The sequence below is a fragment of the Clostridioides sp. LIBA-6622 genome, assembly GCF_056716095.1.
In genome coordinates this window covers 1878684-1903587 of the sequence record NZ_CP196998.1, presented here as the reverse complement: position 1 = coordinate 1903587, position 24904 = coordinate 1878684, and the positions used below count along the sequence as shown (strand labels likewise).

Here is a 24904-nt window from a genome sequence, read left to right as displayed (position 1 = left end):
ATTAAACTTCACCTCCTATAAGTTTGTTTATTAATTTAACTGCTTTTGGAGCATTTGAGCTATATCCATCTGCTCCTATTTCTTCTGCAAATTCCATACTTACAGGACCCCCGCCAATTATCACTTTTGGCTTTTTATCTGTATTAATCTTATTAAGCTCATTTATAACTGATTTCATGTTATAGCAATAGGTAAGAGTTTGATGTTATCTCCGTCTTTTCCCCTGCTCCACACCGTACGTGAGACTTTCATCTCATACGGCGTTCCATCAACTATTTATCACTCAAATTATTTCATTTCCAATTATTTTACGATATTTATTCACTTTATTAATCTCTTGCTTAATTAAACCTAGTTTGTGTAGGTAAAAATCAATGGTGTTTGATTTGGTCGCATGTATTAATTTATGTACATATGGGGTTACTAGTATCAAATTTTTATAACTATCATTTCCACCTAGGCTTATAGGTATAACGTGGTGTAATTCCATATTTTCGTCTAATGGAAAACCACTTATTTGACATAAACCTAATTGTGATGAATATTTAGATAATCTATTATCATTGTATTCAACACTCCTGTTGGCTACAGGATGTTGTGTTAAATAAGCCATTAAGTTTTTGTCTATGTATCCTAGTTTTGCATGTATAAGCTTCCGTCCTTCGGCTGTGTAGTTTGTTATTGATTGCCTAAACATGTAAGGTGGAAATGTTTTGATTCCTGTTAAGGGATAGACTGCTTGTTTTAATACAAATAGCTCTTTACCTTTGTAATCTCCATATTTCTTTATATATTCATGTGACTTAATACCTGTTTTAGATTTAATTTGATTCAAGCGATTTTTAAAACTAAAAGAAAGATTATATCTTATTCTATCAAAGTTTCTATATACATCACTAGCTATTTTATAGTCATTATGAGAACCAGCAATTATTTTATTCAACAAATATACATTTTTGTTAATTGGATATTGTCTCAGTATTATTAGTTGATTCTTTATATTACTAATTACTTGTGCTTTGGCTTTTTCTGTCATACTTGTATAAACAACATATTTATTATTTTTCTGTTTTGCTCTTATATTAAATCCTAGAAATTCAGAGTTGGAACGTCTGACATCTGTTATTTTAGATTTTTCTAGGCTAATTTCTAACCCTAATCTTTCTTTCAACCATTGCTTAGTTGCTATGAAAATCTTGTTTGCATGATTGAAGTTTTTACATAAGATTTTGAAGTCATCAGCATAACGTACTATATACATTTCTTTAAGATTTGTATTTCTTAATGCTCTGTATTGATTGCTTAGTGTCGAATATTTATGTTGTTTAGATTCATATGTTTGCCATTGGTTGCTAATCCACCAATCTAATTCATTTAGAACAATATTTGATAATAATGGTGATAATATACCACCTTGAGGTACACCTTTAGTTGGTATACCAATTCCTTCAACTTCTGCTTTTAACATTGCACTGATAATGCTTATAACCTTTTTATCTCTTATTCCAATTGACCACATTTGTTTTAATAACTTACTGTGATTAACATTGTCAAAGAATCCTTTGATGTCTATATCTATTACATAATATAAATGGTCTAAATTTATATTTTTGTTAGTGTAGGCTATTGCATGTTCTGTGCTTCTGTTTGGTCTAAAACCATAACTATGTGGATGAAACTTTGCTTCACATATAGGCTCTAAAACCTGTTTGATACATTGTTGAATTAGTCTATCTTCTATACATGGTATTCCTAAAGGTCTCATTTTACCATTTGATTTAGGTATTTCAACCCTACGGACTTTCTGAGGTCTGTAGTTATTTAGTCTAGCCTTAATGTATTTTAGATAATCTTCTGTGGGTTTATTATTCCAATATTTTATAGTATGTCTATTAGTGCCTGGTGTCTTACTGCCTTTATTACCTTTAATTGTTCTATATGCTAGTAGTATGTTTTCATCACTACTTATTATTTTGTATAGATGTGTGAATTTACTGCCCGATTGACTTTGTTTATACAAATTGTCAAATGTGCATTGCATGTTGTAGTACTCGTTGTATCTAAGTGTATCTTTCTTTAATGGTTTTAAATCTTTATTAATTATAGCTTTCGTATCTGTATTATACATTGATTAGGTTGATTATCTCCTTTATATATATTTGTAAGGAATATAATCTTTCTTAGTCTTACTCGAACCCTAAAGTAAATTTGAAATAAATTTGATATTTTTGAATAGTTGACTTGAGCCTATCCCTCCACCACTTATTATCATGGTTTCTTAGGTACTGTGGCTCTACTCTCATTGGTATGAATTTAGGTTATATTGTTTTATGTTCAGTAAATTTATACTGATTTATAGTATATTATCTACATTTATTTATTATAATATAAACATAATAATAAATTAGATTTGGTTATTTATAGGTTTATTATATGACTGAATTTTGATTTGTAATAAATATTAGGATGTCGGGATTTCGTGGGTAAATTATTGATTGTTATCTATCTCATTACCTATGCGTTGCACCTTTTAAATATATTTCGGCGATAACTATATTTAACTTGGCTCAATGTTGTCCAGTATATTGGAGTTTCTTTGAGTTAACCCGATTTTCATTCATTAATTACTTAATGATGGGACAATAATATTTTATCCTGACCAAAAACTTTCGTTAACGTTCCAGTGAAAGGATGGGTTGGTCCGAATTGTCTTGATTGTACAGTATGTGTGTCCATATCTCTACTAAGCATTCTACCAACTCCTTTTCCTTCGTTCGCAATTTTACCACTACTCATTAGGTCTTCTTGGAAATTCAATCAGTGTTATCTTATGGCTTTTTATCCATAATTCTATATGTTGCCATATAGTTCAGCATATATCATCATCCTAATATTTACTTTTTACATTATATCATAGACCGAAGTTAAGGTCTATGATTTTTTTTCCTGTATTTTCCATATTAAGATGAAAATCTATATCAAATCTATTTATATTACAATTTTTCCCTAAAAATGTTTCATAGGTTGCCAAAAACCTCCACATTACCAACTTTCCACGTTCCGATAATTCTATCTTTACATATAAACTTAGGTCTATCCTATAGTACTGCCTTAACAATATTGCCTGTAACAATATAAGGTATTTCATAACGGAAAATCTTACTTTACCTCTAAGGCGACCCCTTAGGGGTCATTCACATTTCTATGAATCCAACCTTTAGTACTGTACATTCGGATATTCGTCAGTGGTTCGTACCCACTATTCTAACCATATTTATTTTATAGATGCCCGACCTATCATATACTTGACCACCTCTGGTTCACTGTTCCTCTTTTGATATATAAATTTATATTAGGTATATTATATTTCTTTAGGTATCCTCTTTTGGATTATCCTCTTGGGGTTATTTTAAATATATATTTTGTATCAAAAGTTAGGGTATATTCTCAGCCGACTTCACCGAGCTTTTAACCCCTGTAATTTGACTTACAGACGCTAATCGGAGTATCAGCATTAGCCCTTCAAGACGTTACTCTATCATTTGACTAATCAAATTATCAGTTCATTAACTCACCTTTCCTGAGGCTTATTTCATCCCCAAATCCTCCTTAAATTGTTAATGGCTAGTCTTTTCAACTAGCAACGTGTCGCACCTCCATAGTTGTTGTCATCATTGAAGACAGACCGATTATATCCACATTATTTTTTATAGCTTCCTCTATTATATCTTCACTTTTTCTATTTACACCTAAATCAATAACTTTATATCCAGTAGCTTCTACCATTACTTTTACAATGTTTTTTCCTATCTCATGAGTATCTCCTTCCACTACAGACATCAGAATTACTCCCTTTGATTTTTTCTTTACTTTTCCAGTTCCTTTCAAGAGATTAATTCCTTTATTTAATGCATCTGTACATACTATAACTTCTGAAAGGTAGTATTCTTTGTTCTCAAATTTATCTAAAGCTCCTATCATCCCTTTATTTAAACCATATTCATAAATGTCTTCTACATCAATATTTTTATCTATAGCAATTTTCACTAAATTTTCTATATTGTCTACACCCATATTTAATATGCATTCTGCTATATCATCAAGTATGTCCATATAATATTTCATCCCTTCTAATATCTTACAAAATTTCTTTTTTAACATACACTAATTTATGTTATTTAATAAGAGCTCTCTTTAGACATAATCCATTTTTATTGAATATAGTCAAAAAACACAACAATTATTGATAATTTAAATTTGCAGTCCATGGAAAATCTAAAGGAAATACCTTTGTTGCAAATTCATGTATATTTTTTAAATGTTTAAACTCATTATATTGTTCTTCGTTTTTCTCAAAAAACAGTTTATTAAGTTTATCCAAACTTTCTATTACAAGTTCTTCTTCTTTATATTTAATAATATATTTATTTTCAACTTGTTTAAACTCCATGTATTTTAATAATTCAGAATCTATATATTGATTAAAATAACTTCTTAGATTATCACACAATTTTGCAAAGTTTATTATTTTCATTGTTCCTTGTTGATAATCCAAAGTTTTTATTTCATTACCTTTTAATTGGTCTTTAAGATTTCTCACATGTACTTTATAATCTAAAGATTCTAAACCGAATTTATTTGCAACATATTTCAACACATTTTCAACATTTACAGAGTTTAACCCTATTTCAGCCACTTCTCCTATAATAGAATCTTCTTTTTTTATTGTTCTTATTATTAAATATCCTATAACATTATTATTTTCTTTTATAAATATCTTCTTATAATCAATTGGACCCCAAGCGATAGTTGCTGCATGTAATAATTTTTTGAACTCATCTTTTGTTCTTATGAATCTAGTACTATTTTGATTATATAGTTCAATCATCTTATCTAAATCACAATCTTTTTCAAAATTAGTTTCATCAAATTCAACTATTTCATATGGTATTTTCATATTTTCAGGTTTTATTGTATATTTATAGAAACTTTTTACCAAACTACAGTTTCTTCTACTATATAAGGTTCTCGTTCCCGAAATGATTACAATATCTACACCATCATAAAGCATTTTTTCTTCTACTTTATCCAATACCTTAGATGAATATCCCTTTTTCTCATAATCTGGATGAGTACATACCCCACCTATAGCTGCAACCTTAAGCTTATTTCCTTGAATAGATACATCTTGAATTAAATAGTTTACATCTGAAACTATTTTATTATCTTCCGATATTATAATCATATTTTCTATATTATTTTTATTTAGCAATAGAGGAAATTCCTCCATCATAGTTGGTTTATGATTCCTTGATATCCTAAATACATAGTTTATTAATTCTATTACTTTATCGAATTCTTCTAATTTTGCACTTCTTGGTCTTAATTCCATCTACCTTCCTCCAAATATTATTTAAAATACTTAAACTCTATTATCTATAATAAAACATTTATTACTACATTTCTAATTATATCTTTTTTCTTTGCAATTTTTAATTGTTTTTTTCATCAAATTTTTATAAAATATACATCTAATTCCCAGTTACACTTATAAAATGACCAGTTACGTATAATATATTGAAATATTTTCTATATATTTATATGATTAATGTCTATAGGTCAGTTGAAATAATCACTTTTTTAGAAGGTTATAATTTTTTTATTACCTTCTTTTTTTATTATAAATTACAAACGAACCAACAGAAAATATTCTAAGTTACTTTTAAATAATGACTTTATGATTCAATTGTACTAAAATAGTATATGTAGGTTACAAATAATCTAATAAATATTAAAGTTTGGAGGTAATAAATATGGCAGATTGTAATTCATGTCCATCAAATGGAAATTGTAATAGTCAATCAAATTGTTCTATTGAAAATAACCCTAACAATAAATTCGGAAAAATAATTGGTGTTATGAGTGGTAAAGGTGGAGTTGGAAAATCAACTGTAACTGCTTTACTTGCTAATAAGCTAAATAAAATGGGATATAAGGTTGGTATATTAGATTCAGATATAACTGGTCCAAGTATTCCTAGACTTATGGGTGTAAAAAATGTAAAAGCTTATTCTGATGGCTCTTATATTTATCCTGTAGAAAATGCAAATAACATAAAAGTAATGTCTATAAATCTTATGATAGATGATGAGAATGAGCCTGTTGTTTGGAGAGGTCCTCTACTTGGAGGAGTTGTAAAACAATTTTATACTGATGTTCTGTGGGAGGAATTAGACTATTTATTAATAGATATGCCTCCTGGTACTGGAGATGTTGCATTAACAGTTATGCAATCTATTCCTATAAGTGGAATAGTTATGGTTTCTGTCCCTCAAGATTTAGTATCTATGATTGTATCAAAAGCAGTTAATATGGCTAAAAAAATGAACATAAATGTTCTAGGAGTTATTGAAAATATGAGTTATATCCAGTGTCCTGATTGTTCTAAAAAAATCAAGTTATTTGATGGAGAATCTACTGAGACATTTTTAAATGATTTAGATTTAGAGCTTTTAGGAGAACTTCCTATGACTAAAGAAATCATAGATATTACTCATAATGGAGTTACAGAAATTAGCAGTGATTTAGACTCAATATTAACTAGCGTTGTTGAAAAAATTAAATAACAATTTTATAGTTTATATTTAACATAAAAGAGGCTTGTCTTTATTTTGAAATAATACAAATAAATACAGACCTCTTTTATGTTTATCTATGTTTTAAATATACAAAATATTCTTCTACAGTATCTCCATTTTGTACTTTTACTAAATATTCATTATAATGAGCATTATATGGTTGTGTCATTTTACATTCTATTACATTTTCTATGTCTTCCAATTCTAAAAGTTCTACATCTTTTAAAAATTTTCTTTCTATGAGTTCCATCAATCTTTCCATAACATATCCCCACTTCCCCTATAATTAAGATAAACTATGTATTCTTTTAACTACAAAATTTACCTGTTTATTATATTATATCCAATATCCTAGGGTTTCTAACACAACTCATAACTATTTTAATAAAATATGTATTGATTTTTAATAAATTTGTTTATAATAAACATTTTTACATATTATTTATGTATTTAATGTTATATATTTAGTATTTTTTCGATTATATAAAGAATTCCTCTTAGACCTACAAATGGAGTATATGGATATATGTTTACACTTTTTAGATTAGGATTACTTATTTGTATGTCTAACTTAGAATTGTGTTGCATATCTATACTAGCACCATCTCCAAATAATATTAATAAGTCACTCTCTTTTAAATATTTACTTCTATCTAGTTCATCATTTCCAATATACACAGATTTATCATTACAATCTACATTATGCAATATATTAACTCTATCAATTTCAAGACCTAATTCCTCTAACAAGTCTTTGACACCTAAAGCAGTATCATAATCTCCAAATACAGCACATTTTTTGCTTTCTTCATAAAAATAGAACTTCCTTTTTATGTTAAATAGATACTTCTTTATAATAGAAACTTCAGCTTCATAAGCATTTTTATCTAAATCCCATGTAGTTACTTTTTGTACTTCATTTATGAACTCTTCAGTATTTTTCATTCCATAAGGTTTCTTATATACATATGGTATATTGTACTTATCTTTCATAAAAATAGCTGCTTTTACACCTTCTTTTCTAAGCACTATATTTAAACTTGATTTAGAAGCATTTTCTATCTCATCAATTGATGTATATGATGTAAAGGTTACATTTACATCTTTTTTAAAAAACATCTTCATCATTCTTTTTATTTCTTCACAATCTGATAAAAAATTAAATTGGTCTATATTACATCCAACTATATTAAAACTATCAAATTTTTCATTACTATCTTTAACAACTTCTTTTGCTAATATATAGAGAAGTTCTTCTACTCCTTGATTATAATCTTCTCTCAATCCACCTGTTGTAATTGGAATTAGTTTACTGTTTACAGACTTACTTAAAACGTTACATATCCCTATTATGTCTGTCCCTATAATTGATGATACAGATGAAGCCATTACAAAAATATACTTGGGTCTTATATTATTGTCTATTTCAATTATAGCTTTCTCTAATCTATCATAGTTTCCAAAAGTAACATCACTTTCACTCATATGAGTTGAATAAATTTTAGCATTATCTTCTCCATTCAAACTTCCAATTGCTTCTATTGCATAATGAGTTGTACCTGATGGTCCAAATTCTATAACACAGGCTTCATTTATTGATGATAGTGTAAATATTATCCCCATTCTATCAGAAGGTGTTGGAAAGTATCTATATATTTCCATCTTAAATCACTTCCCTTCTTGTAGATTTTTTTGCATCAAATAGTTTAATTAGAGTTTCCATTATTCCTATAGGAAGCTCAAAACCTATTTTTTGTGCATGTTCATCTAGTGTTATTTGCATAAGCCCTTTTTCTCTTAATAGCATTGGGTTTTCATGTCCTATATAAATATCTGCATTTATAGTCTCATACAGATTTCTAAGTGGTGCTATATTTGCAATTCTACTTACATAAGGATTGTATCCTTTTTTTATTATGTTATCTTTAAACAAACTATCTTGTTCATAAAGCTCTCTCACCTGAATAAATTCTGGAATCAATCCTAATTCAGTTAAAAAATCAACCGTTTCAAAGGCCATCATTGGTGTATTACCATAAATTAATTTTTTACCCTCTAGTAAAAATTTACATTTATCTAACAATGAATGGTATATCTGTCTTTGTTTTGATAATTCATCTTGTACATCTATATCTAAAATTTTGCAAAGCTTATTATAGTTTTCTATTATAATTGATTCTTTCATGTTTTTATCAAAATATATGTACTCTATTCCAAATTTATTTTTCATGTCTTCTGCCAAATCCAATGCTATCATATCTGTTACTATGTTTAATTTAGCACTAGATGCACTTTTAATGTCTTTTATGGTACACTTAGATGGAATTACACAATTTATTTTTACATCTTCTTTTACAAGCAATTTTAAAAGTTCTGTATCTTCTACATTTTCTTGTCTATGACCTAAAATATTAACTCCTTCTTTATCTTTATAATGCTCCATAACTGATGATAAACTTTTTAAAGCTCTAGTCATACCAAATATATGTGAATTGCAAGTATAATGCTCTGTATTAACTGTCAAAACAGGTATCCCAAACATATCTTCCAATTCACTAGATAAGGCATTATAATCTTCTCCTATTAATTCTGGTACACATGTAGTTACTACCATTATTGCGTCAAATTTTTCGGTTTCTGAAATATACTTTACAGCTTCTACTACTTTTTTTTCCGCTCCAAAAACTATATCTTTATCTTTCAATACTACTGAATAAACACTATCTTTACCAGATTGTCTATGATATGCAAAATTTTTACTATAGTAAGTACATTCATTGGTTCCCACTATTACAAGAGCCATATTCTTTATATATGATGCAGTCAATACAACTCCAAATAACGGACAATGTGTCCCTGGGAATATAGCATAAGATAGAGACTTTATATCTTTATCACAATCTATATCTTTCAATCTATTTAATACGTCTAAAGTATACATATTTTTTCCTTTCTAGTCTTACTAACCGTGTAATTTTAAGGTTATAGAACTACATGGTTAGTAACTTTTATTCTTTAATTATTAGTTATTTATCTTTTCATATACTGCTAGTTCTTCTACATAGCATTATTGGATGAATCCTAGGCTTTTTACTAATTGGGTCTACATCTATATCACATTTCACTTTATAGACATCTTTTATTATTTTTTCACTTATTACATTATTGGGATGGCCATCTGCTACTATGGAACCTTTATTCATAATAATAAGTCTATCACTGTATTTACTTGCTTGATTTATATCATGCAAAACCATAATTATAGTCATTTTAAACTTTTTATTTATATCTTTTATAAGTTCCATAAGTTCTAATTGATGAGATATATCCAAATATGTTGTCGGTTCATCTAATAAAAGTATATCTGGCTTTTGACAAAGAGCCATTGCTAACCATACCCTTTGTCTTTCACCTCCAGATAGATTACTGACCAATTTATCTTTATATGTTTCAAGACCTGTATTTTTCATTGCCCAAGTCACTATTTCATCATCATTCTTATTTTTTCCTTCAAAAAAACCTTTATGTGGTATTCTTCCATAGTATATTAAGTCTTTTACTTTTATATCTTTTAAAGAAACATTATGCTGAGCTAATAATGCCACTTGTCTTGAAATCTCTTTATTACTCATGACTTTCATATTTTTTTTATCAATATATATATCACCCTGTTTGATTTTCAGAATTCTAGACAATGCTTTAAGAAGCGTAGACTTTCCTGACCCATTTGGTCCTAATATAGAAACTACTTCACTTTTTTTTATGCTTACACTCAGGCTGTCTATGATAATTTTATCTTCATATCCTATTGTAATATCTTTTATATTAAACATTAATAACTGCCTCTCTTTCTTAATAAGTATAAGAAGAATGGACCTCCTATTATGGACATAATAACACCCACTGGAATCTCTATCGAGCCTCCTATTGTTCTTGCCAATGTGTCTGCAATTAATAAAACTATACTTCCTAAGATTATACTGAATGGAATTGTATATTTATGGTCACTACCAAGCAACATACGTGTTATATGTGGTACTATTAAACCTACAAAACTAATCACTCCTACTACAGAAGTAGAAACTCCAGCCAGAAATATTGCTACTAATGATATTACAAATCTACTTCTATTTACATTGAAACCTAGATTTGTAGCTGCATCATCTCCTAATTGTAGTACATTTGCACTTCTAATAAGGAAAACTGCCCCTATAAGCCCTGCAATAGAATACCATATCAACATATTTACATCTAACCATGTCTTTGTTGCCAAACTACCATTTAACCATAACATAGCACTTTGAATTCTTTCACTATACATAGTTGATAAATATGATATCACGCCACCTAATATAGTGTTTACTGCTACACCAGCTAGTATGATTCTTTCTGGTCTTAGACCATTTTTATATGCCATTAAATATACCACTGCACAAGATATAAGACCTCCTATAAATGCAACTATTGGTAACATACTTGTATATTGTGGAAATAGAAGCAATATTATAATAGCAGCCACACTTGCTCCTGTTGATATACCTGTTATACCAGGGTCTGCTAATGGATTTTTCATAACAGCTTGTAACAACAGACCTGAAACAGCTAAGTTTGCTCCAACTAATGCTGCTAAGATGTTCCTAGGCAATCTCATCTTATATACAATTGTAGTAACCATTGGATTATTTTCATTTATCAGTGCATCGAATATTTCTCTAATACTTAAATTAACACTTCCTATAGTAGAAAAAATAATTAGCAAAGTAATTACAGTTATCATACCAGTAATTATTAATAAAATTTTTTTATTATCCATATTACCCACCTAAAATTTATTTATCTCCATAGAAGATATCTCCTAATTTATTTATTGAATCTTTAACATATATATTTGCAGATACATTAAATACACTTGAATCTAAATCTATGACTTTCCCATTTTTTACTGCATCTAATGTAGCCCATGCAGGATTTTTTTCAAAAGAGTCATCAAATGCTTTCTTTGTTTCTTCAATATTTCCATGTGCAAATCTAAGTATATAATCTGGATTTTCTTTTAAAATTTGTTCTAAACTAAATTGTATATAACCTGACTCTACATTATCTGTTAAATTGTCAGCTATATTTTCAGCACCTACTGTTTTTACCAAATCTCCAAGATATGAGCTTTTTGTAGCTAACATAAAATTATTTCCACCACCAAATAATATTGCTACTTTTGGTTTCTTTGATTGTTTTTGTGATTTTGCTACTACAGATTGTTCTACTCCTTCTAGCTCATCAATAAGTTTTTTGGCTTCACTCTGTTTATTTATTTTTTCTCCTAAACTTTCTATGCTTTTAAGAAATTTTGTATATGTGCCAGTCTCAAAATAAAAAGTATCTAAGTTATATTCCTTCATACTTTTTTCAACATTTTCTTTAAACATACTATCAACTACAAATACATCTGGTTTTAGAGATGCTACAATTTCTAAATCAGGATTCATAGCCTGTCCTACTTCTGGTAAATCTTTATATTTTTCAGGCAAATCGGATTTAGTTGTTGGTATTCCTACTAATGTAGCATCCAATTTATCTAGTACTTGTGTCGCTGCAACTGTAGCTGAAACTACATTTACATTATTATTTGTCTCCTTGAATTCACTATCTGATGATTTTGAGCACCCTGTTAATATTAATGAACTAAGTAAAAATACTGAGCATAATTTTTTTAATTTCATAAAATTTCCTCCATAATAAACTTTATTTTAAACATATATTTTTTAATTATTTTGCATAATTTTATTTGCAAGATTTATATATACTTCTGACATTTCGTTATCTTTATCTTCTTCTATAACAGTTCGTCCATTATTTTCGGACTGCTGTACAATTTTATTTCTTGGTATGTAATGAAAAACTTCACTTTTTATTTCATCTGCCAATTTTTCAACTAATTCTCTTTCATTCTCAACATTCTTGGCATTTAATATAAGACCTTTTAAAGAAGCATATCCTCTATTTTTAAATTGTTCCACAGCCAAAGATATATTACTTGCAGCATACATTGACATCATTTCTCCAGAAGTTACTATATACACTTCCTTTGCAAACCCATTTCTTATTGGCATTGAGAAACCTCCACAAACAACATCCCCTAGAACATCATAAATTACTACATCTGGATTATATATTTCAAATGCTTTTAATTCTTCTAATTTTTCAAATGCTGCTATTATACCTCTTCCTGCACATCCTACGCCTGGAGTTGGCCCTCCAGCTTCAATACATAATACTCCTCCATAACCTTCAAACACTATATTTTCAAGCTTTAGTTCTTCCTTTTTTTCTTTCATTACGTCAAGTACTGTTGGTATGAATTTACCTTTCATTAAATTTTTTGTTGAATCAGATTTTGGGTCACATCCTATTTGCATTACCTTATATCCTAAATGAGAAAGTGATGCTGATAAATTGGAAGTTGTTGTTGATTTTCCAATTCCTCCTTTCCCATAAATAGCTATCTTTTTCATTGACTTTCTACCTCTCTTACATCATAATATTATTTAACGAAATTAATTATCATTCGCAATAACTATTTTAATTGATATATTATTTTAATTCTTAACTATATTTGTTTTTTTATAAAAATATTTGTATAAATTTGAAAGAGGTGATTTTTTGAAAGATTTTAAAGATGATATGGAACTCATCATTAACGATTTTTTTGACTGTTGTAACATTCCAACAAAGGCAGTTAGTAAGGATTTAAAAGAGATTTGCAGTATTGGATATAACTCTACTTTAGAAATATATTTTTCAAGTTTAAATATATTTAATAGCATAAATAGCACAGATTTTATATCTAATAAAAATCTTTCCTATATAATGTTAAGTTTTTGTGATGACATACATTTTATAGTTATGCCTATACATAAGTTTGATGTCTCTAGTGGTTATTTTATTGTAGGTCCTTTTAAATCCTGTATCAATAATGACATTGAGTTTATTGACATCCCATTTAAACCTTTATCCTGTTTAGATTACATATCCAATCTTTTATCAGAGATATGTCATGATAAAATGAAACACAAACCAGCTCTTAGTTTTTATGTAAAGAAAACTATAGATTATATTCATAAAAACTACTCAGAAGATATAACTGTGACTGATATATGTAATGACCTACAACTTAATAAAAGTTATTTTTGTTCTCTATTTAAAAAAGAAAGTGGATATACTTTTACTAATTTTTTGAATAAAGTTAGGGTTGAAAAGAGTAAAAAATACCTGCTAAAAAAAGATTTTTCTATTTTAGATGTTGCTGTACTTGTTGGATTCAATAGTCAAAACTACTATAGCATAGTTTTTAAAAAGTTTAATAATCTTACACCAATTGAATATAAGAATATTTATAATTAAAAAATATCATTCTAAAAAGGATGATATTTTTTACATGATTTTTACAAATATGGTTAATTTTTTGTTAAATCAATTGTACATAAAATAGCCCAAATCTTAGTTCAAGTCTTTAAATTGCTATATATAGTGAATTTTCTCAAATTAACAACAACTTAAAGATTTAACATTCTCTTAACGTATACTTAACAAAACATTAATATTTTTATTGACAAAATTTGTTATTCTATATTAAGGAAACAATAAATTTTAGTTAATAAAGTTTATAATTCAGATAAAAAATTTATTAATTTCTTAAGGGAGGAAATATCGTGAATATAGCAATTAGCCTTATCGGTGGACTTGGACTTTTTCTTTATGGAATGAGTTTAATGGGAGAAGGTCTACAAAAATCGGCAGGAGACAAATTAAAAAAAATTATTGAACTCTTAACAAGTAATGTTGTTATGGGTGTACTGGTAGGTACAGTTGTTACAGGTATTATACAAAGTTCAAGTGCTACTACTGTTATGGTTGTAGGATTTGTAAATGCAGGAATAATGAATCTAAGTCAAGCTATTGGTGTAATAATGGGGGCAAATATTGGTACTACAGTTACTGCCCAATTGGTTTCATTTAATCTTGAAGGAATAGCACCAATTGCTCTAGGTGTAGGTATTGTATTCTATTTATTTACATCAAATCAAAAAACAAAACATTTATCTGAAATACTTATTGGCTTTGGTATATTGTTTACAGGTATGGAATTTATGAAAGATGCAGTGGCTCCACTTGCTGAATATAAAGCATTTACTGATGTACTTTTATATTTTAGTAAAAATCCTCTATTGGGTATATTAGCCGGATTTGCTATAACAGGTATTATACAAAGTTCAAGTGCATCTATGGGTATGTTAATAGCCTTAGCTTCTCAGGGAATACTTCCTCTATCAGCCGCTTTACCTATCCTTTATGGAGATAATATAGGTACTTGTGTTACTTCACTTTTATCAAGTGTTGGAGCAAACAGAAATGCTAGACGTGCAGCTGTAATGCATCTAAGCTTTAACGTAATTGGTACAATCATATTTATGGTTGTTTTAAATAAACCTATATCAGCTATAGTTACTCATTTTGACCCAACTGATACTGCTAGACAAATAGCAAATGCACATACTTTATTTAACCTTACAAATGTTATAATATTATTACCATTTTCTAAATACATAGTTAAATTAGCAAATAAACTTATACCTATTAAAGAAACTGAATCAGAAGTAGTAAATAATACTAAGTACTTAGATGAAAGAATGTTTAGTACTCCATCTATAGCACTTGGTAATACTGTACAAGAAGTTGTAAGAATGGGACACAAAGCTACAAATTCTTTAGAACATTCAATTGCAGGATTTTTGAATAAGAGCAGTGATGATATTAATAAAACTTTTGAGTCAGAAAAAGTTGTCAATAAGCTACAAAAAGATATACTGAACTATTTATTAAAACTTTCTAAAGAACCTCTTAGAGATGATGAACGTTTTAGAACAGATTTACTTTTTAACACTGTAAATGATATTGAAAGAGTATCTGACCATGCAGAAAATATAGCTGAATTGGCTATGAGTGTTAAAGAAATGAATGTTAACTTCTCTGATAGTGCGATAAAAGAAATATACCAAATATACAATAAGACTATGACTAACTTTAAGGATGCTTTAATAGTGCTAGATGTTAAAGATTTTGAGTTAGCAAACAAAGTTTTAGAAGTTGAAAATGAAGTAAATTACTTAGAAAAAACTTTTAGAAATTCACACATGATTAGATTAAATAATGGAAGTTGTACAATAGATGCTGGTGTGCTTTATCTTGACTTACTTACTAATTTAGAAAGAATTTCTGACCATTCAACAAATATTGTAAAACAAGTATTAAAACTTAAACAAAAAATATAGTGATTACTTTTATATGTAATCCTAATGAATAAAAAATAAGAAGCTATAAATGATACTTATATCATTTATAGCTTCTTATTTTTTATTCAAGATTCAAAGTATTATATTATTTAGTATCAAACTATTATTTAGATTATTCACAAACATTTTACTAAAAATTTAATATCTTAATATCAAAAGTTTATTTTATTTTTTAATACTACTGTGTCATTTAAATATGTTATTATATATTTGAATATTGTCATATTAATAGGAGGGTTCTACAATGATAAATTATATGGTGGACATTATATATAGTGAAAAAATAGGTAAAGTAGAAAATATATTGAAAAGTGAAAATATACAATATGAATTTACTTCTCGTGATGGTTTTATATTTTTTGGTTTTTATGAGATGACAAATGCATACAGATTTGAAACTTTGTGTTCAGATGAAAAAATTCAATTAAAAAGAATATAATAAATTTAAAAAAGTACATATGCCTAGAATATATGAAAAAACAGGACGCCTTTTTAACTACCATGTCCCGTTTTTTTATTATTCTACCTTTACTATACTAATAATAAGTCTTATTCCAAAAATAAGTACCAAATCAATGTAATAAATCATTTTTTTGAAGTAATGTTGTTATCTTAATTATGTAGTCATCTGTACTCTTTAATCCTATCATTGGAATTGATAAACTTTCTTTTGCAAGTTTTTCATAAAGCTCTGACATAAACAAACCCTTACCATTAATTTCTTCATCATTGTCTGAAGTAGTATCAACTCCACAACTAGGAGAGCGATTTGCACCTATAATACCTAGTATCTTAAAACCATATTTATTATATTCTAAGATTTGTTGCATCACATAATCGACTAATAGATGTAACTTTTTATATTTATCATCTTTTTGCATTTCTTTCCTAATCCTTGTATTTTCTTTTACTACATCTTCATTAGCACCATTTACATTTCCTCTATCAATTCCCAAACAACTAAGCTCTGGACATGGTAATTGGACGATGCCCACTTCTTCATTAATAAATAATTCAATTATATCCTTAAATGTTGCAGGATATATGGCGGTCCCATCTGAAATGGCATTCTGATTTAATAAACAATGTGCTATAAAAACTACTTTCTTACTTCTTCCATCTGTAAACATGTTTTCCTCCTCCACACTTTATCATTCTACACCTTTGACTATCAAAAAATACTCTCAATATTATACTTAATAACACTGTATTCCTTAACTTGTTTTTTAACTTGAATTTATTTGCTGACTTTACAAAATAATATACTATTTATATTATACTATATAACATGTATTTACATCTATTTCCAAAATTGTAATACTTTCATAATATAGACATTTAAATTTTACATATAAAAAATACACATCTATAAATTATAAATGTGTATTATATACTAATAATAGGCTAAGCTTTCTTACTAAATTTCAATTCGTTATATTTTTTCAAAATAAAACTCACATAAATTAGTTCTATTGTATAATTGAAACCTTAATAATATCTCCGTTTTTTCTTTCTAAGTGAACTACTTCTCCAGTTAAATCATAGTCAAATGCTTTAACTAATATCTCAGTAACTTTTTTGCCATCTACTACATCATCTTTCCCATTAAATAAATCCAAAGCATTATTTTCAATCATTCTCTTTGCAAAATTTACAGGCAATTTTATATGTATTTTGTCGCCTGTATGTGATAAAACTCTTATTCTCAAAAACTTTTCTAAATTGTTTCTTGGTGTTTGTTTTGATGCCATACTATTAAACCACTCTCCTTTATTTTTTATTTAATAATAAATTTTATTCTTAAAAATATCTTTATATGTATTTATTATGAAAGTAACACTATTATTTTCTAATCCTAATTTATATCTATTCCTGGCTAATACATCTATTTAGCAAACATCCATAATTTATAATAATTGTATATTTTGAAATTTTAACTTACAATTATTGTATCTGAATTTAACAAAGATATCTTATTGAAACATTTCAGTTAAATCAAAATTTGTTTATTATATATTAAAATAAATTAACATATTTATTCTTAATATATTAGGAGGATGTACTTATGAATAAAATAATCAATAATATTTTAAATACCTGCAAACAGTATACATATATTTTGCCACATAAATTGTTAAGGCCATATATAGCACACTATACAATATCTATTTCCGATATAAACATTAAAGAAAATCTCACATTAATACCTGATGCTAGTGGATGTATGATATTTGAATTTGATAAAAAAGGTATGGAGAGTTCATTTTGGGGAGCTACAACGAAAACTATAATTGTAAAAAATGATATAGAAAATGTACTATTTCGAGTATTTGTTGAGTTTCGCCCAGGTGGAGTATATTACTTAACGGGTTTTTCTCAAAAGGAATCCACAGATTTAAAAATTACACTTAAAGATTTTAATACATTATTTAACTCAAAAATTAATTCTATATTTGAAAAAACAAGTAATCTAAAAGAATTGATAGAAGAACTAGATATGTTGTTTTTATCATCCTTATTCAAATCAAATATAATAGATATGACTATACCAATCCTTGAAGATGCTAGAAAACAGAACTCTGTTGTGTCTGTTAAAAATATTTCTCAAATCAGTTGTTATAGTGAACGTCATTTAAATAGGATTTTTAATAATTCTCTTGGCATGAGTGTTAAATCCTATCTTAGATTACTTCGTATAAATCTTGTATTACAAGAAGTACAAAATAATAAGGTACCATTTACAACTTTAGCTCAAGATATTGGCTATTATGACCAGTCGCATTTTATAAATGATTTTAAATCTATTTGTGGTGTTAATCCAACAACCTATATAAAAAATTTGTCCGATTTTTACAATGAAAAGTATAAATTTTGATGTACAATGATATAAAATTTATATTTAAGGAGTGAGTAAGAATGATAGAATCAAGATGTGGAATTTTGTGTTATGAATGTGAGTACAAAGAAAAGGTGAACTGTAAAGGATGTACATGTATTGATAAACCTTTTTGGGGCGAAGAATGTCCTGTAAAATCATGTTGTGAAAATAAAAATCTTACACATTGTGGTCTATGTGATACATTTCCATGTGAAATGCTCAATCAATTTGCATATGATAAAGAACAAGGTGATGATGGAAAAAGAATTGCTCAGTGTAAAGAATGGGCTAGTTCTAGCATTACGAATTAATATATCTCTATATTATAAAGTAAATCTTTTTAAACTGTTGTTGATAATCTACAACAGTTTTTATAATTGAATTTAAAGGTTATTAAGTTGATTTAATAGAATAGTAATTTATTGATAAAATTAAAAGTATAAAATTTTAATATCTATCTATTTTAAATATAGATTATAGAAATGAATTAAAATAGACTTAAATTTTATTTTATGTTAAAATCTTTACAGTAATAAATAATTTTATTTTAAGGAGATAATTTTATGAATAATTACTTAAAATTTGCTACATATCAACTTATAGGTTTTACATCTTCTATACCCAGGCTCATTAAAATCAAAAAGAATCCTGATAAATTTAGCTTAAAAGAAAAATTCGAATTCATGCAAAAGCAAGCTAGAAAATCTTTAGATATAGTAAATATAGACCTTAATATAATTGGAAAAGAAACATTACCAAAAGAACCACTTCTATTTGTTGTAAATCATTCTAGTATGCTTGATAGCTTCATATTAGCAGCAAGTGTGGAAAGACCAATTGGATGTGTAATTGCAGATGAACCAGTTTGGAGGAATATACCTATTTTTAAAGAATGGGCGAAACTATTAAGATGTGTATATGTAAACAGAAAAAACAATCGAGAAGGAATAAAAAGTATCTCTGAAGCTTCTCAAAATATACTTAAAGGTCAAAGTATGGCTGTATTTCCAGAAGGAGATTTAACATGGATTAAAGAACCAAATTCACTAGTATCAGAGTTTAGAAGTGGAGCCTTAAAAATAGCATATAAAGCAAAATGCCCTATTGTTCCACTAGTAATAAAAAATTCAAAAGATACTTATGAAGGATATCAGCCTATTGGTAAGATTAATTCTCTTCCTGTTGAAGTTGAATTTTTAGAACCAATTTATGACCATATTGAAAATCCTAGACTAAAATCTTCTGTTTTAGGTGAAAATATAAAAAATAATATGATAAAAGCAATAGAAAGTTTTAGAAAATCAAATAAAACCTTTAAAGAATTTTAATATTAAAATTTATTGACTAAAAAAAATTTTAATGTTAAAATTCTTTTTAAGAGGTGATTAACATGGCAAAAAACACAAAGCAAACAACAGTTCATATTGATGAAACATTACTCAAAGAAGTTAAAAGAATAGGAATTAATGAAAATAAGAGTATATCCCAAATAATAAATGAATCAATAATAAATTATGTATTAGTATATAGAGAAAATGAAGATAAAGAAAAAAATGAACATGATAAGAATTTAAATGAAACAATAAATGCATTCAAAAAAGAAGAAGAAAAAAGAATACAAGCAAAAAGTGCTGCTAGAGCTATAGCTGAAGCAAAAAAACGAGTTCTTTACTAAAAAACAAAAATCGGTACAAATTAAGCACCGATTTTTTTATATTTAAAATTAAGTTTAAAAATAATTAAGTCCTTCTTTAAATTAAATCACCAACAACTTTTACTTTTATAAGGAGTGCATTTCCAGGAAGATATGCAAGTGGAACATCTTCTATGTTTAATACTTCTATAGTATCTTTTTTAGCACCAGCCTTTAAAGCTTTATTTACTGCCTCTTGTTTTGCATCTTCTATAGCATCTTCTCTAGACATTTTATCTAAGCTATATACTTTTTCTACGTCTCCACTTATTTGTCCTAAGGCTGCACCAATAGCATTTGCAGCAGTGTAATGAGGAGGTCTTATAACATTACTTATGCCTTTTAATTTTTCAGGGACAATTATACTTCCACCACCTGTTAAAACCAACTCAACATCATCTTGGCTAGTTTTCATTTGGTCTACAACATCCTCTAGTTTTAAAATTACCTTTTTATATACCTCTTCACAATACTCTTTATCTAAATGTTCAACATTACTTTTTCTATCTTTAAATGCCATATCTAACTTTGTAACAACATCTGATAAAGTTAAAGTATCTCCACCAAATATTATTGCATCTTCAGTTATTTTATAACCAACACTTTCAGGCCCTATCTTTATATTATCTTTTTCACCTTTTACACATGTCCCACCAGCAAGTCCAATAGTTAAAACATCTGGCATTCTAAAGTTTGTATGTACTCCTCCAATTGTAACAGGAATTGATGACTCTCTAGGGAAGCCATTATATAGCACACCTAAGTCACTTGTAGTCCCACCAACATCTAATACTATTGCATTTTTTACTTCTGATAAGAAAGATGCTCCTCTTATAGAATTTGTTATTCCACATCCAATTGTAAAAATTGGATATTTCATTGTATACTCTAAATTCATTAATGTGCCATCATTTTGACTAAAATAAATTTGTGCATCTATACCTAAATCTTTAAGTGCTTTTTCAAATCCTAAAGATACAGCTTTACCTACTTGAGATAATGCAGAATTTAAAATAGCTCCATTTTCTCTTTCTAGTATACCTATATTACCTATTTCATTTGATAAAGATATAGGAATATCTCCTAAAATTTCTCTAACCCACTTTGCAACTTCTTCTTCTTGTTGTTTATTTACTGGAGCAAATACTCCGCTTATTGCAACACTTTCCACTCTGTCTTTTATTTTATTGCAAAATTCTACAACTTCTTCTTTACAAAGTTCATTTATTTTTCTACCATCAAACTCATATCCACCAGACACTAGTATTGAATCCAACTCTATCTTTTCTCTTAAATCTTCTGGCCAATCTATAAAAGGAAGAATAGCAGTGGTTGCTGGCTTTCCTATTCTTATCATTGCTACATTATTAAGTCTTTTTCTTTCTATAATGGCATTTGTGCAATGAGTTGTACCAAGCATAGCATACTTTATTAAAGAATGGTCAATTTTACTTTCATCTATCACTTTTTTTAAGGCATTATAAACACCTGTCTCAACATCTTTTGTAGTTGCTACTTTAACTGAATGAATCACTTTTAATTCCCCATCCAGTACACAAGCATCTGTATTTGTTCCTCCAACATCAATTCCTACACGATACATCAAAATTTCCTCCTAAACTTTATTTTCCTTGTAATTCTTCTACTGTTTTATATTCCACATCATATCCAAAGTATCCAGGTCCAACTGTCTCAATTCCTTTTTCTGTTCTCCATTTTTCATTACAAGGAAAAGCCACTACCATAACACGAGAACCGTATTTTATTCTTTCTGTAGTTATTGGAAATCCAGTTTCTAAATCTAACACTGCTATTAAGTCTGGTGTAATACAAAGTGGTATATCACCTTTTTTTGCAATTAAATTCTCATTTTGGAATAATATAGAATACTCTCCATCATATTCATTAATTCCGGTAAAAAAGGCATGTCCTCTAGTAAATCCACCTTTCAACTCTCTTTTAATATCAATTACCTTTCCTTCAAATAACTTATATCCTTTTAATTCTTTCAATATATTCTCAACAGCACCTTTTGAATCAGATTTATTTTCAAGCAAAAATCCTCCTATAGTTTCAGCTATTGTAAGTGTATTACCTATAGCGGCTTTTTTAACTTGAGCCCCACTTAAATTGTAGTCACTAATAGAAGAGCTTCCTCCCATTTCCACAGTTAAAGTTCTAGCTAGCCTTTCTGACCAAATTCCATCCACAGGATAAAGGATAGCAGAATTTCCTTTTTCATCAGACATTACAGCAGGTGATGCCTCATACCCTTCAAGATAAAAAGTTACCATTTGAGCTTCAGGAAAAGCTCTACCCATAGAATCAGCATCTAAAATAGGAAGTCCTTTTTTTGCAGCAACCGCTATTGGCATAAGCGAGTTTATTCCACCTATTTCTATAGGAATTATAACATCTACTTTTCTGTTTATTAATTTCTCCATTATTTCTAATGGTGTAGTTAATTCTACCTCAGAAAGTAATTTTTCTATTGTAATTACAGGAGAGCCCATACCAGATACTGGAACTACTAGAGCATCATCATCAAGTTCATCCAAACTTATTACTTTTACAGGACCATATTTTTTAATTGCTTGTTTTGCAACCAATTTACCTACATATGGGTCGCCTCCACCTCCAGTTCCAAGTACTGCTGCACCAACTGCTATTTTATCCACACTTTCTTCTGTTAAAAATCTCATGTTACTTTCTCCTCATATTTCAAATTTATTTTATACTTTATAAACAAATTTCATTACACTGCTTTATCTATATTTTCCTTATTTTTTATTGAACAAAGCACTTTTCCAATAATAGATTGTACTACAAAGCCTGCTATAAACCCATCTAAAGGAGCTATAGTAGTAAGAGTTATAAATCCATATGTTGAAAGGTAAGTTATCAGTATACCAATTATCCAAGATGCTATTGAACGTTTAACTATTGGTTTGTATAATACACCCTTATCAAAACCTTTAAGTTCTTGTTTTACTATGTAATACTCCGCTGTATATACACCACCAACAGGTGCAATTACGATTCCAAGTAGATTTAAAAACCCTATAAACCCTTCATATATTCCAAATACAGCTAATAATGTTGCTACAATACCAAGAACTATAGTTAATGCTTTCTCAGGAGCTTTTTTAAGCACAAGTGCTATACTTAGTGATGCTGAATAGACATTACTTGTATTTGTAGTCCATTGAGCCAAGGTAAGCACTATTATCCCTGGTATAGCAATTCCTAATGTAATAAAAATTCTCATAATATCTGAAGTTCCCATACATTTTACTAATATTATAGAAACTACTATCATAAAGGCATTTCCAAACTGTATCCCCAAAAAACTTGAAAACGCACAATCTCTTCTACTTTTAGCCCAACGACTTATATCAGGAGATACTATTGCACCAACTATTATTATACTCATTGATAAAGAGACTCCACCTGCAAATGTCATAGTAGATTTCATATTATCATCAACTGGAATTCCATTTGCTCTAAAAGCTAAAAATATAGTTAGCATCATAAGAATTAACAAGAATGGTACTGAATATACACTTAACTTTTCCATTGCCTTATATCCATAAATAGCAGTACTCATCATCAAGAGACCACCTATGAGGCTTAGAATTTGCATACTCACATCCAGATTAAATATATCTTTTATTATTATTTGTGCATTTTGAGCAAAGAAGCCTACTTGAACTCCAAACCACCCTAATAGAGAAACACCTATAACTAGAGAAAATATTTTTGCTCCAGCTTCTCCAAACACATACTTTGTTATCATAGATGTAGATAGGCTTGTAGATGAACCAACCAAAGAGCATGTAGTATACAAAATTGCAGAAAAAAATGAACCAACAATTACTGATAATATTGCTTGTTTCATTGGCATACTCTGTGCCAATTCAGCCCCTAAGATAACAGATGATAAATCCACACCTATTGCTACTAAAACTGAAAACATGGCTACCCAACCACGTTTTTGGTGCTCTGGAACCTGCTCCAGTGCATAGTTAATTTTTTCTTCTTCCATTTCCATCCCTCCATTTAAATCGTAAAGTTACTGAATCTAGTATATTTTACAATTTTCTAATTTATAAATTTATTAACTATCATATATTTATACTTTTCATTTAATATATAGTTTTAAATTTTCTGAAATAACTCTATAATAAAAAACGCCTCTTGGAAAAATCCAAGAGACGAATATAAATCCGTGTTACCACTCTTATTAGTAAAAATTAATCTTACTCACTCATTTTCTTAAGGCGAATTAAACCACTATCATAACAGGATTATAATAGTATTCTCCAAAGTCCTCTTCACACAAATT

At 28.1% G+C, this 24904-nt stretch carries 25 protein-coding genes and 1 other annotated feature (1 of these 26 running past the window's edge); of the genes, 8 read left to right on the top strand and 17 right to left on the bottom strand.

Going from position 1 to position 24904, the window contains the following annotated elements:
• Position 1: 1 nt before the first annotated feature.
• The 5 genes from ACTG47_RS09215 to ACTG47_RS09195 all read right to left on the bottom strand — a co-directional run bounded on the left by ACTG47_RS09215 (position 2) and on the right by ACTG47_RS09195 (position 5392).
• Positions 2–178 (bottom strand): hypothetical protein, encoded by a 177-nt coding sequence (locus ACTG47_RS09215; protein ID WP_479926932.1) that lies wholly within the window; start codon positions 176–178, stop codon positions 2–4.
• A 105-nt stretch (positions 179–283) separates the two neighbouring features.
• The gene (ltrA, locus tag ACTG47_RS09210) at positions 284–2128 is read right to left on the bottom strand and encodes a group II intron reverse transcriptase/maturase (RefSeq protein WP_479926931.1); all 1845 of its coding nucleotides are present in this window, start codon (positions 2126–2128) and stop codon (positions 284–286) included.
• A 783-nt stretch (positions 2129–2911) separates the two neighbouring features.
• Entirely contained in the window at positions 2912–3148 is a 237-nt protein-coding gene (locus tag ACTG47_RS09205; protein WP_479926930.1) for a hypothetical protein, read from the bottom strand.
• Between the two features lie 485 nt (positions 3149–3633).
• The gene (locus ACTG47_RS09200) at positions 3634–4161 is read right to left on the bottom strand and encodes a cobalamin B12-binding domain-containing protein (protein WP_479926929.1); all 528 of its coding nucleotides are present in this window, start codon (positions 4159–4161) and stop codon (positions 3634–3636) included.
• A gap of 79 nt (positions 4162–4240) precedes the next feature.
• The gene (locus tag ACTG47_RS09195) at positions 4241–5392 is read right to left on the bottom strand and encodes a GNAT family N-acetyltransferase (protein WP_479926928.1); all 1152 of its coding nucleotides are present in this window, start codon (positions 5390–5392) and stop codon (positions 4241–4243) included.
• Positions 5393–5813: 421 nt separating this feature from the next.
• On the opposite strand from ACTG47_RS09195, the gene ACTG47_RS09190 reads away from it, so the two are divergent.
• Positions 5814–6626 (top strand): Mrp/NBP35 family ATP-binding protein, encoded by an 813-nt coding sequence (locus ACTG47_RS09190; RefSeq protein ID WP_479926927.1) that lies wholly within the window; start codon positions 5814–5816, stop codon positions 6624–6626.
• Between the two features lie 82 nt (positions 6627–6708).
• Here the strand turns inward: ACTG47_RS09190 and ACTG47_RS09185 are convergent, their stop codons facing one another.
• From ACTG47_RS09185 to ACTG47_RS09155, 7 genes are all read right to left on the bottom strand, one after another.
• Positions 6709–6900, bottom strand: coding sequence for a hypothetical protein (locus tag ACTG47_RS09185; RefSeq protein ID WP_479926926.1), 192 nt, complete (start codon positions 6898–6900; stop codon positions 6709–6711).
• Positions 6901–7094: 194 nt separating this feature from the next.
• A complete protein-coding gene (locus tag ACTG47_RS09180) occupies positions 7095–8300 on the bottom strand; it encodes a nitrogenase component 1 (RefSeq protein WP_479926925.1) in 1206 nt (401 codons plus the stop codon).
• 1 nt (position 8301) lies between these two features.
• Positions 8302–9552 (bottom strand): nitrogenase component 1, encoded by a 1251-nt coding sequence (locus ACTG47_RS09175; protein WP_479926924.1) that lies wholly within the window; start codon positions 9550–9552, stop codon positions 8302–8304.
• A 124-nt stretch (positions 9553–9676) separates the two neighbouring features.
• Positions 9677–10471 carry an ABC transporter ATP-binding protein gene (locus ACTG47_RS09170; protein ID WP_169469854.1) on the bottom strand — a complete coding sequence of 265 codons (795 nt, stop codon included), beginning with the start codon at positions 10469–10471 and terminating at the stop codon, positions 9677–9679.
• The gene (locus ACTG47_RS09165; RefSeq protein ID WP_479926923.1) at positions 10471–11451 is read right to left on the bottom strand and encodes a FecCD family ABC transporter permease; all 981 of its coding nucleotides are present in this window, start codon (positions 11449–11451) and stop codon (positions 10471–10473) included. Before ACTG47_RS09165 ends, ACTG47_RS09170 begins: the two co-directional genes overlap by 1 nt.
• A gap of 16 nt (positions 11452–11467) precedes the next feature.
• Complete coding sequence (locus tag ACTG47_RS09160) at positions 11468–12358, bottom strand: ABC transporter substrate-binding protein (protein ID WP_479926922.1); 891 nt, start codon at positions 12356–12358, stop codon at positions 11468–11470.
• Between the two features lie 42 nt (positions 12359–12400).
• On the bottom strand, positions 12401–13150 hold the full coding sequence (locus tag ACTG47_RS09155; protein ID WP_479926921.1) for a nucleotide-binding protein: 750 nt from the start codon (positions 13148–13150) through the stop codon (positions 12401–12403).
• A gap of 148 nt (positions 13151–13298) precedes the next feature.
• On the opposite strand from ACTG47_RS09155, the gene ACTG47_RS09150 reads away from it, so the two are divergent.
• The 3 genes from ACTG47_RS09150 to ACTG47_RS09140 all read left to right on the top strand — a co-directional run bounded on the left by ACTG47_RS09150 (position 13299) and on the right by ACTG47_RS09140 (position 16427).
• Positions 13299–14039 carry a helix-turn-helix transcriptional regulator gene (locus tag ACTG47_RS09150; RefSeq protein WP_479926920.1) on the top strand — a complete coding sequence of 247 codons (741 nt, stop codon included), beginning with the start codon at positions 13299–13301 and terminating at the stop codon, positions 14037–14039.
• Positions 14040–14347: 308 nt separating this feature from the next.
• The gene (locus ACTG47_RS09145) at positions 14348–15967 is read left to right on the top strand and encodes a Na/Pi cotransporter family protein (protein ID WP_479926919.1); all 1620 of its coding nucleotides are present in this window, start codon (positions 14348–14350) and stop codon (positions 15965–15967) included.
• A gap of 265 nt (positions 15968–16232) precedes the next feature.
• On the top strand, positions 16233–16427 hold the full coding sequence (locus ACTG47_RS09140; RefSeq protein ID WP_479926918.1) for a peptide ABC transporter substrate-binding protein: 195 nt from the start codon (positions 16233–16235) through the stop codon (positions 16425–16427).
• Positions 16428–16560: 133 nt separating this feature from the next.
• Here ACTG47_RS09140 and ACTG47_RS09135 read toward each other — a convergent pair whose 3' ends face one another.
• Both ACTG47_RS09135 and ACTG47_RS09130 read right to left on the bottom strand, forming a co-directional pair.
• Positions 16561–17118 (bottom strand): CD3072 family TudS-related putative desulfidase, encoded by a 558-nt coding sequence (locus tag ACTG47_RS09135; RefSeq protein WP_479926917.1) that lies wholly within the window; start codon positions 17116–17118, stop codon positions 16561–16563.
• A 339-nt stretch (positions 17119–17457) separates the two neighbouring features.
• Positions 17458–17739, bottom strand: coding sequence for a hypothetical protein (locus ACTG47_RS09130; RefSeq protein ID WP_021384558.1), 282 nt, complete (start codon positions 17737–17739; stop codon positions 17458–17460).
• A 314-nt stretch (positions 17740–18053) separates the two neighbouring features.
• Here ACTG47_RS09130 and ACTG47_RS09125 point away from each other — a divergent pair, with 314 nt between their 5' ends.
• From ACTG47_RS09125 to ACTG47_RS09110, 4 genes are all read left to right on the top strand, one after another.
• Positions 18054–18863 carry a helix-turn-helix domain-containing protein gene (locus ACTG47_RS09125; protein WP_479926916.1) on the top strand — a complete coding sequence of 270 codons (810 nt, stop codon included), beginning with the start codon at positions 18054–18056 and terminating at the stop codon, positions 18861–18863.
• Positions 18864–18904: 41 nt separating this feature from the next.
• Positions 18905–19177, top strand: a complete 273-nt coding sequence (locus tag ACTG47_RS09120; protein ID WP_169470228.1) for a DUF3795 domain-containing protein — start codon at positions 18905–18907, stop codon at positions 19175–19177.
• Between the two features lie 252 nt (positions 19178–19429).
• Positions 19430–20194, top strand: coding sequence for a lysophospholipid acyltransferase family protein (locus ACTG47_RS09115; protein WP_479926915.1), 765 nt, complete (start codon positions 19430–19432; stop codon positions 20192–20194).
• 62 nt (positions 20195–20256) lie between these two features.
• Complete coding sequence (locus ACTG47_RS09110) at positions 20257–20541, top strand: hypothetical protein (protein WP_021384547.1); 285 nt, start codon at positions 20257–20259, stop codon at positions 20539–20541.
• A gap of 76 nt (positions 20542–20617) precedes the next feature.
• Here the strand turns inward: ACTG47_RS09110 and ACTG47_RS09105 are convergent, their stop codons facing one another.
• The 3 genes from ACTG47_RS09105 to ACTG47_RS09095 are packed head-to-tail and all read right to left on the bottom strand — an operon-like array spanning position 20618 to position 24604.
• Complete coding sequence (locus tag ACTG47_RS09105) at positions 20618–22162, bottom strand: hydantoinase/oxoprolinase N-terminal domain-containing protein (RefSeq protein WP_479926914.1); 1545 nt, start codon at positions 22160–22162, stop codon at positions 20618–20620.
• Between the two features lie 19 nt (positions 22163–22181).
• Positions 22182–23261: a DUF917 domain-containing protein gene (locus tag ACTG47_RS09100; RefSeq protein WP_479926913.1), complete on the bottom strand. Its 1080-nt coding sequence runs from the start codon at positions 23259–23261 to the stop codon at positions 22182–22184.
• Positions 23262–23314: 53 nt separating this feature from the next.
• Positions 23315–24604 carry a cytosine permease gene (locus ACTG47_RS09095; protein ID WP_479926912.1) on the bottom strand — a complete coding sequence of 430 codons (1290 nt, stop codon included), beginning with the start codon at positions 24602–24604 and terminating at the stop codon, positions 23315–23317.
• A 162-nt stretch (positions 24605–24766) separates the two neighbouring features.
• Positions 24767–24904, bottom strand: a binding site (T-box leader); it runs 74 nt beyond the window's last position.

Excerpts from the sequence above, each read along its gene's own strand:
- ACTG47_RS09215 (WP_479926932.1), bottom strand. The coding sequence starts at position 178 with ATGAAATCAGTTATAAATGAGCTTAATAAGATTAATACAGATAAAAAG.
- ltrA (WP_479926931.1), bottom strand. The coding sequence starts at position 2,128 with ATGTATAATACAGATACGAAAGCTATAATTAATAAAGATTTAAAACCA.
- ACTG47_RS09205 (WP_479926930.1), bottom strand. The coding sequence starts at position 3,148 with ATGAAATACCTTATATTGTTACAGGCAATATTGTTAAGGCAGTACTAT.
- ACTG47_RS09200 (WP_479926929.1), bottom strand. The coding sequence starts at position 4,161 with ATGTTAAAAAAGAAATTTTGTAAGATATTAGAAGGGATGAAATATTAT.
- ACTG47_RS09195 (WP_479926928.1), bottom strand. The coding sequence starts at position 5,392 with ATGGAATTAAGACCAAGAAGTGCAAAATTAGAAGAATTCGATAAAGTA.
- ACTG47_RS09190 (WP_479926927.1), top strand. The coding sequence starts at position 5,814 with ATGGCAGATTGTAATTCATGTCCATCAAATGGAAATTGTAATAGTCAA.
- ACTG47_RS09185 (WP_479926926.1), bottom strand. The coding sequence starts at position 6,900 with ATGGAAAGATTGATGGAACTCATAGAAAGAAAATTTTTAAAAGATGTA.
- ACTG47_RS09180 (WP_479926925.1), bottom strand. The coding sequence starts at position 8,300 with ATGGAAATATATAGATACTTTCCAACACCTTCTGATAGAATGGGGATA.
- ACTG47_RS09170 (WP_169469854.1), bottom strand. The coding sequence starts at position 10,471 with ATGTTTAATATAAAAGATATTACAATAGGATATGAAGATAAAATTATC.
- ACTG47_RS09165 (WP_479926923.1), bottom strand. The coding sequence starts at position 11,451 with ATGGATAATAAAAAAATTTTATTAATAATTACTGGTATGATAACTGTA.
- ACTG47_RS09160 (WP_479926922.1), bottom strand. The coding sequence starts at position 12,358 with ATGAAATTAAAAAAATTATGCTCAGTATTTTTACTTAGTTCATTAATA.
- ACTG47_RS09155 (WP_479926921.1), bottom strand. The coding sequence starts at position 13,150 with ATGAAAAAGATAGCTATTTATGGGAAAGGAGGAATTGGAAAATCAACA.
- ACTG47_RS09140 (WP_479926918.1), top strand. The coding sequence starts at position 16,233 with ATGATAAATTATATGGTGGACATTATATATAGTGAAAAAATAGGTAAA.
- ACTG47_RS09135 (WP_479926917.1), bottom strand. The coding sequence starts at position 17,118 with ATGTTTACAGATGGAAGAAGTAAGAAAGTAGTTTTTATAGCACATTGT.
- ACTG47_RS09130 (WP_021384558.1), bottom strand. The coding sequence starts at position 17,739 with ATGGCATCAAAACAAACACCAAGAAACAATTTAGAAAAGTTTTTGAGA.
- ACTG47_RS09125 (WP_479926916.1), top strand. The coding sequence starts at position 18,054 with ATGAATAAAATAATCAATAATATTTTAAATACCTGCAAACAGTATACA.
- ACTG47_RS09120 (WP_169470228.1), top strand. The coding sequence starts at position 18,905 with ATGATAGAATCAAGATGTGGAATTTTGTGTTATGAATGTGAGTACAAA.
- ACTG47_RS09115 (WP_479926915.1), top strand. The coding sequence starts at position 19,430 with ATGAATAATTACTTAAAATTTGCTACATATCAACTTATAGGTTTTACA.
- ACTG47_RS09110 (WP_021384547.1), top strand. The coding sequence starts at position 20,257 with ATGGCAAAAAACACAAAGCAAACAACAGTTCATATTGATGAAACATTA.
- ACTG47_RS09105 (WP_479926914.1), bottom strand. The coding sequence starts at position 22,162 with ATGTATCGTGTAGGAATTGATGTTGGAGGAACAAATACAGATGCTTGT.
- ACTG47_RS09100 (WP_479926913.1), bottom strand. The coding sequence starts at position 23,261 with ATGAGATTTTTAACAGAAGAAAGTGTGGATAAAATAGCAGTTGGTGCA.
- ACTG47_RS09095 (WP_479926912.1), bottom strand. The coding sequence starts at position 24,604 with ATGGAAGAAGAAAAAATTAACTATGCACTGGAGCAGGTTCCAGAGCAC.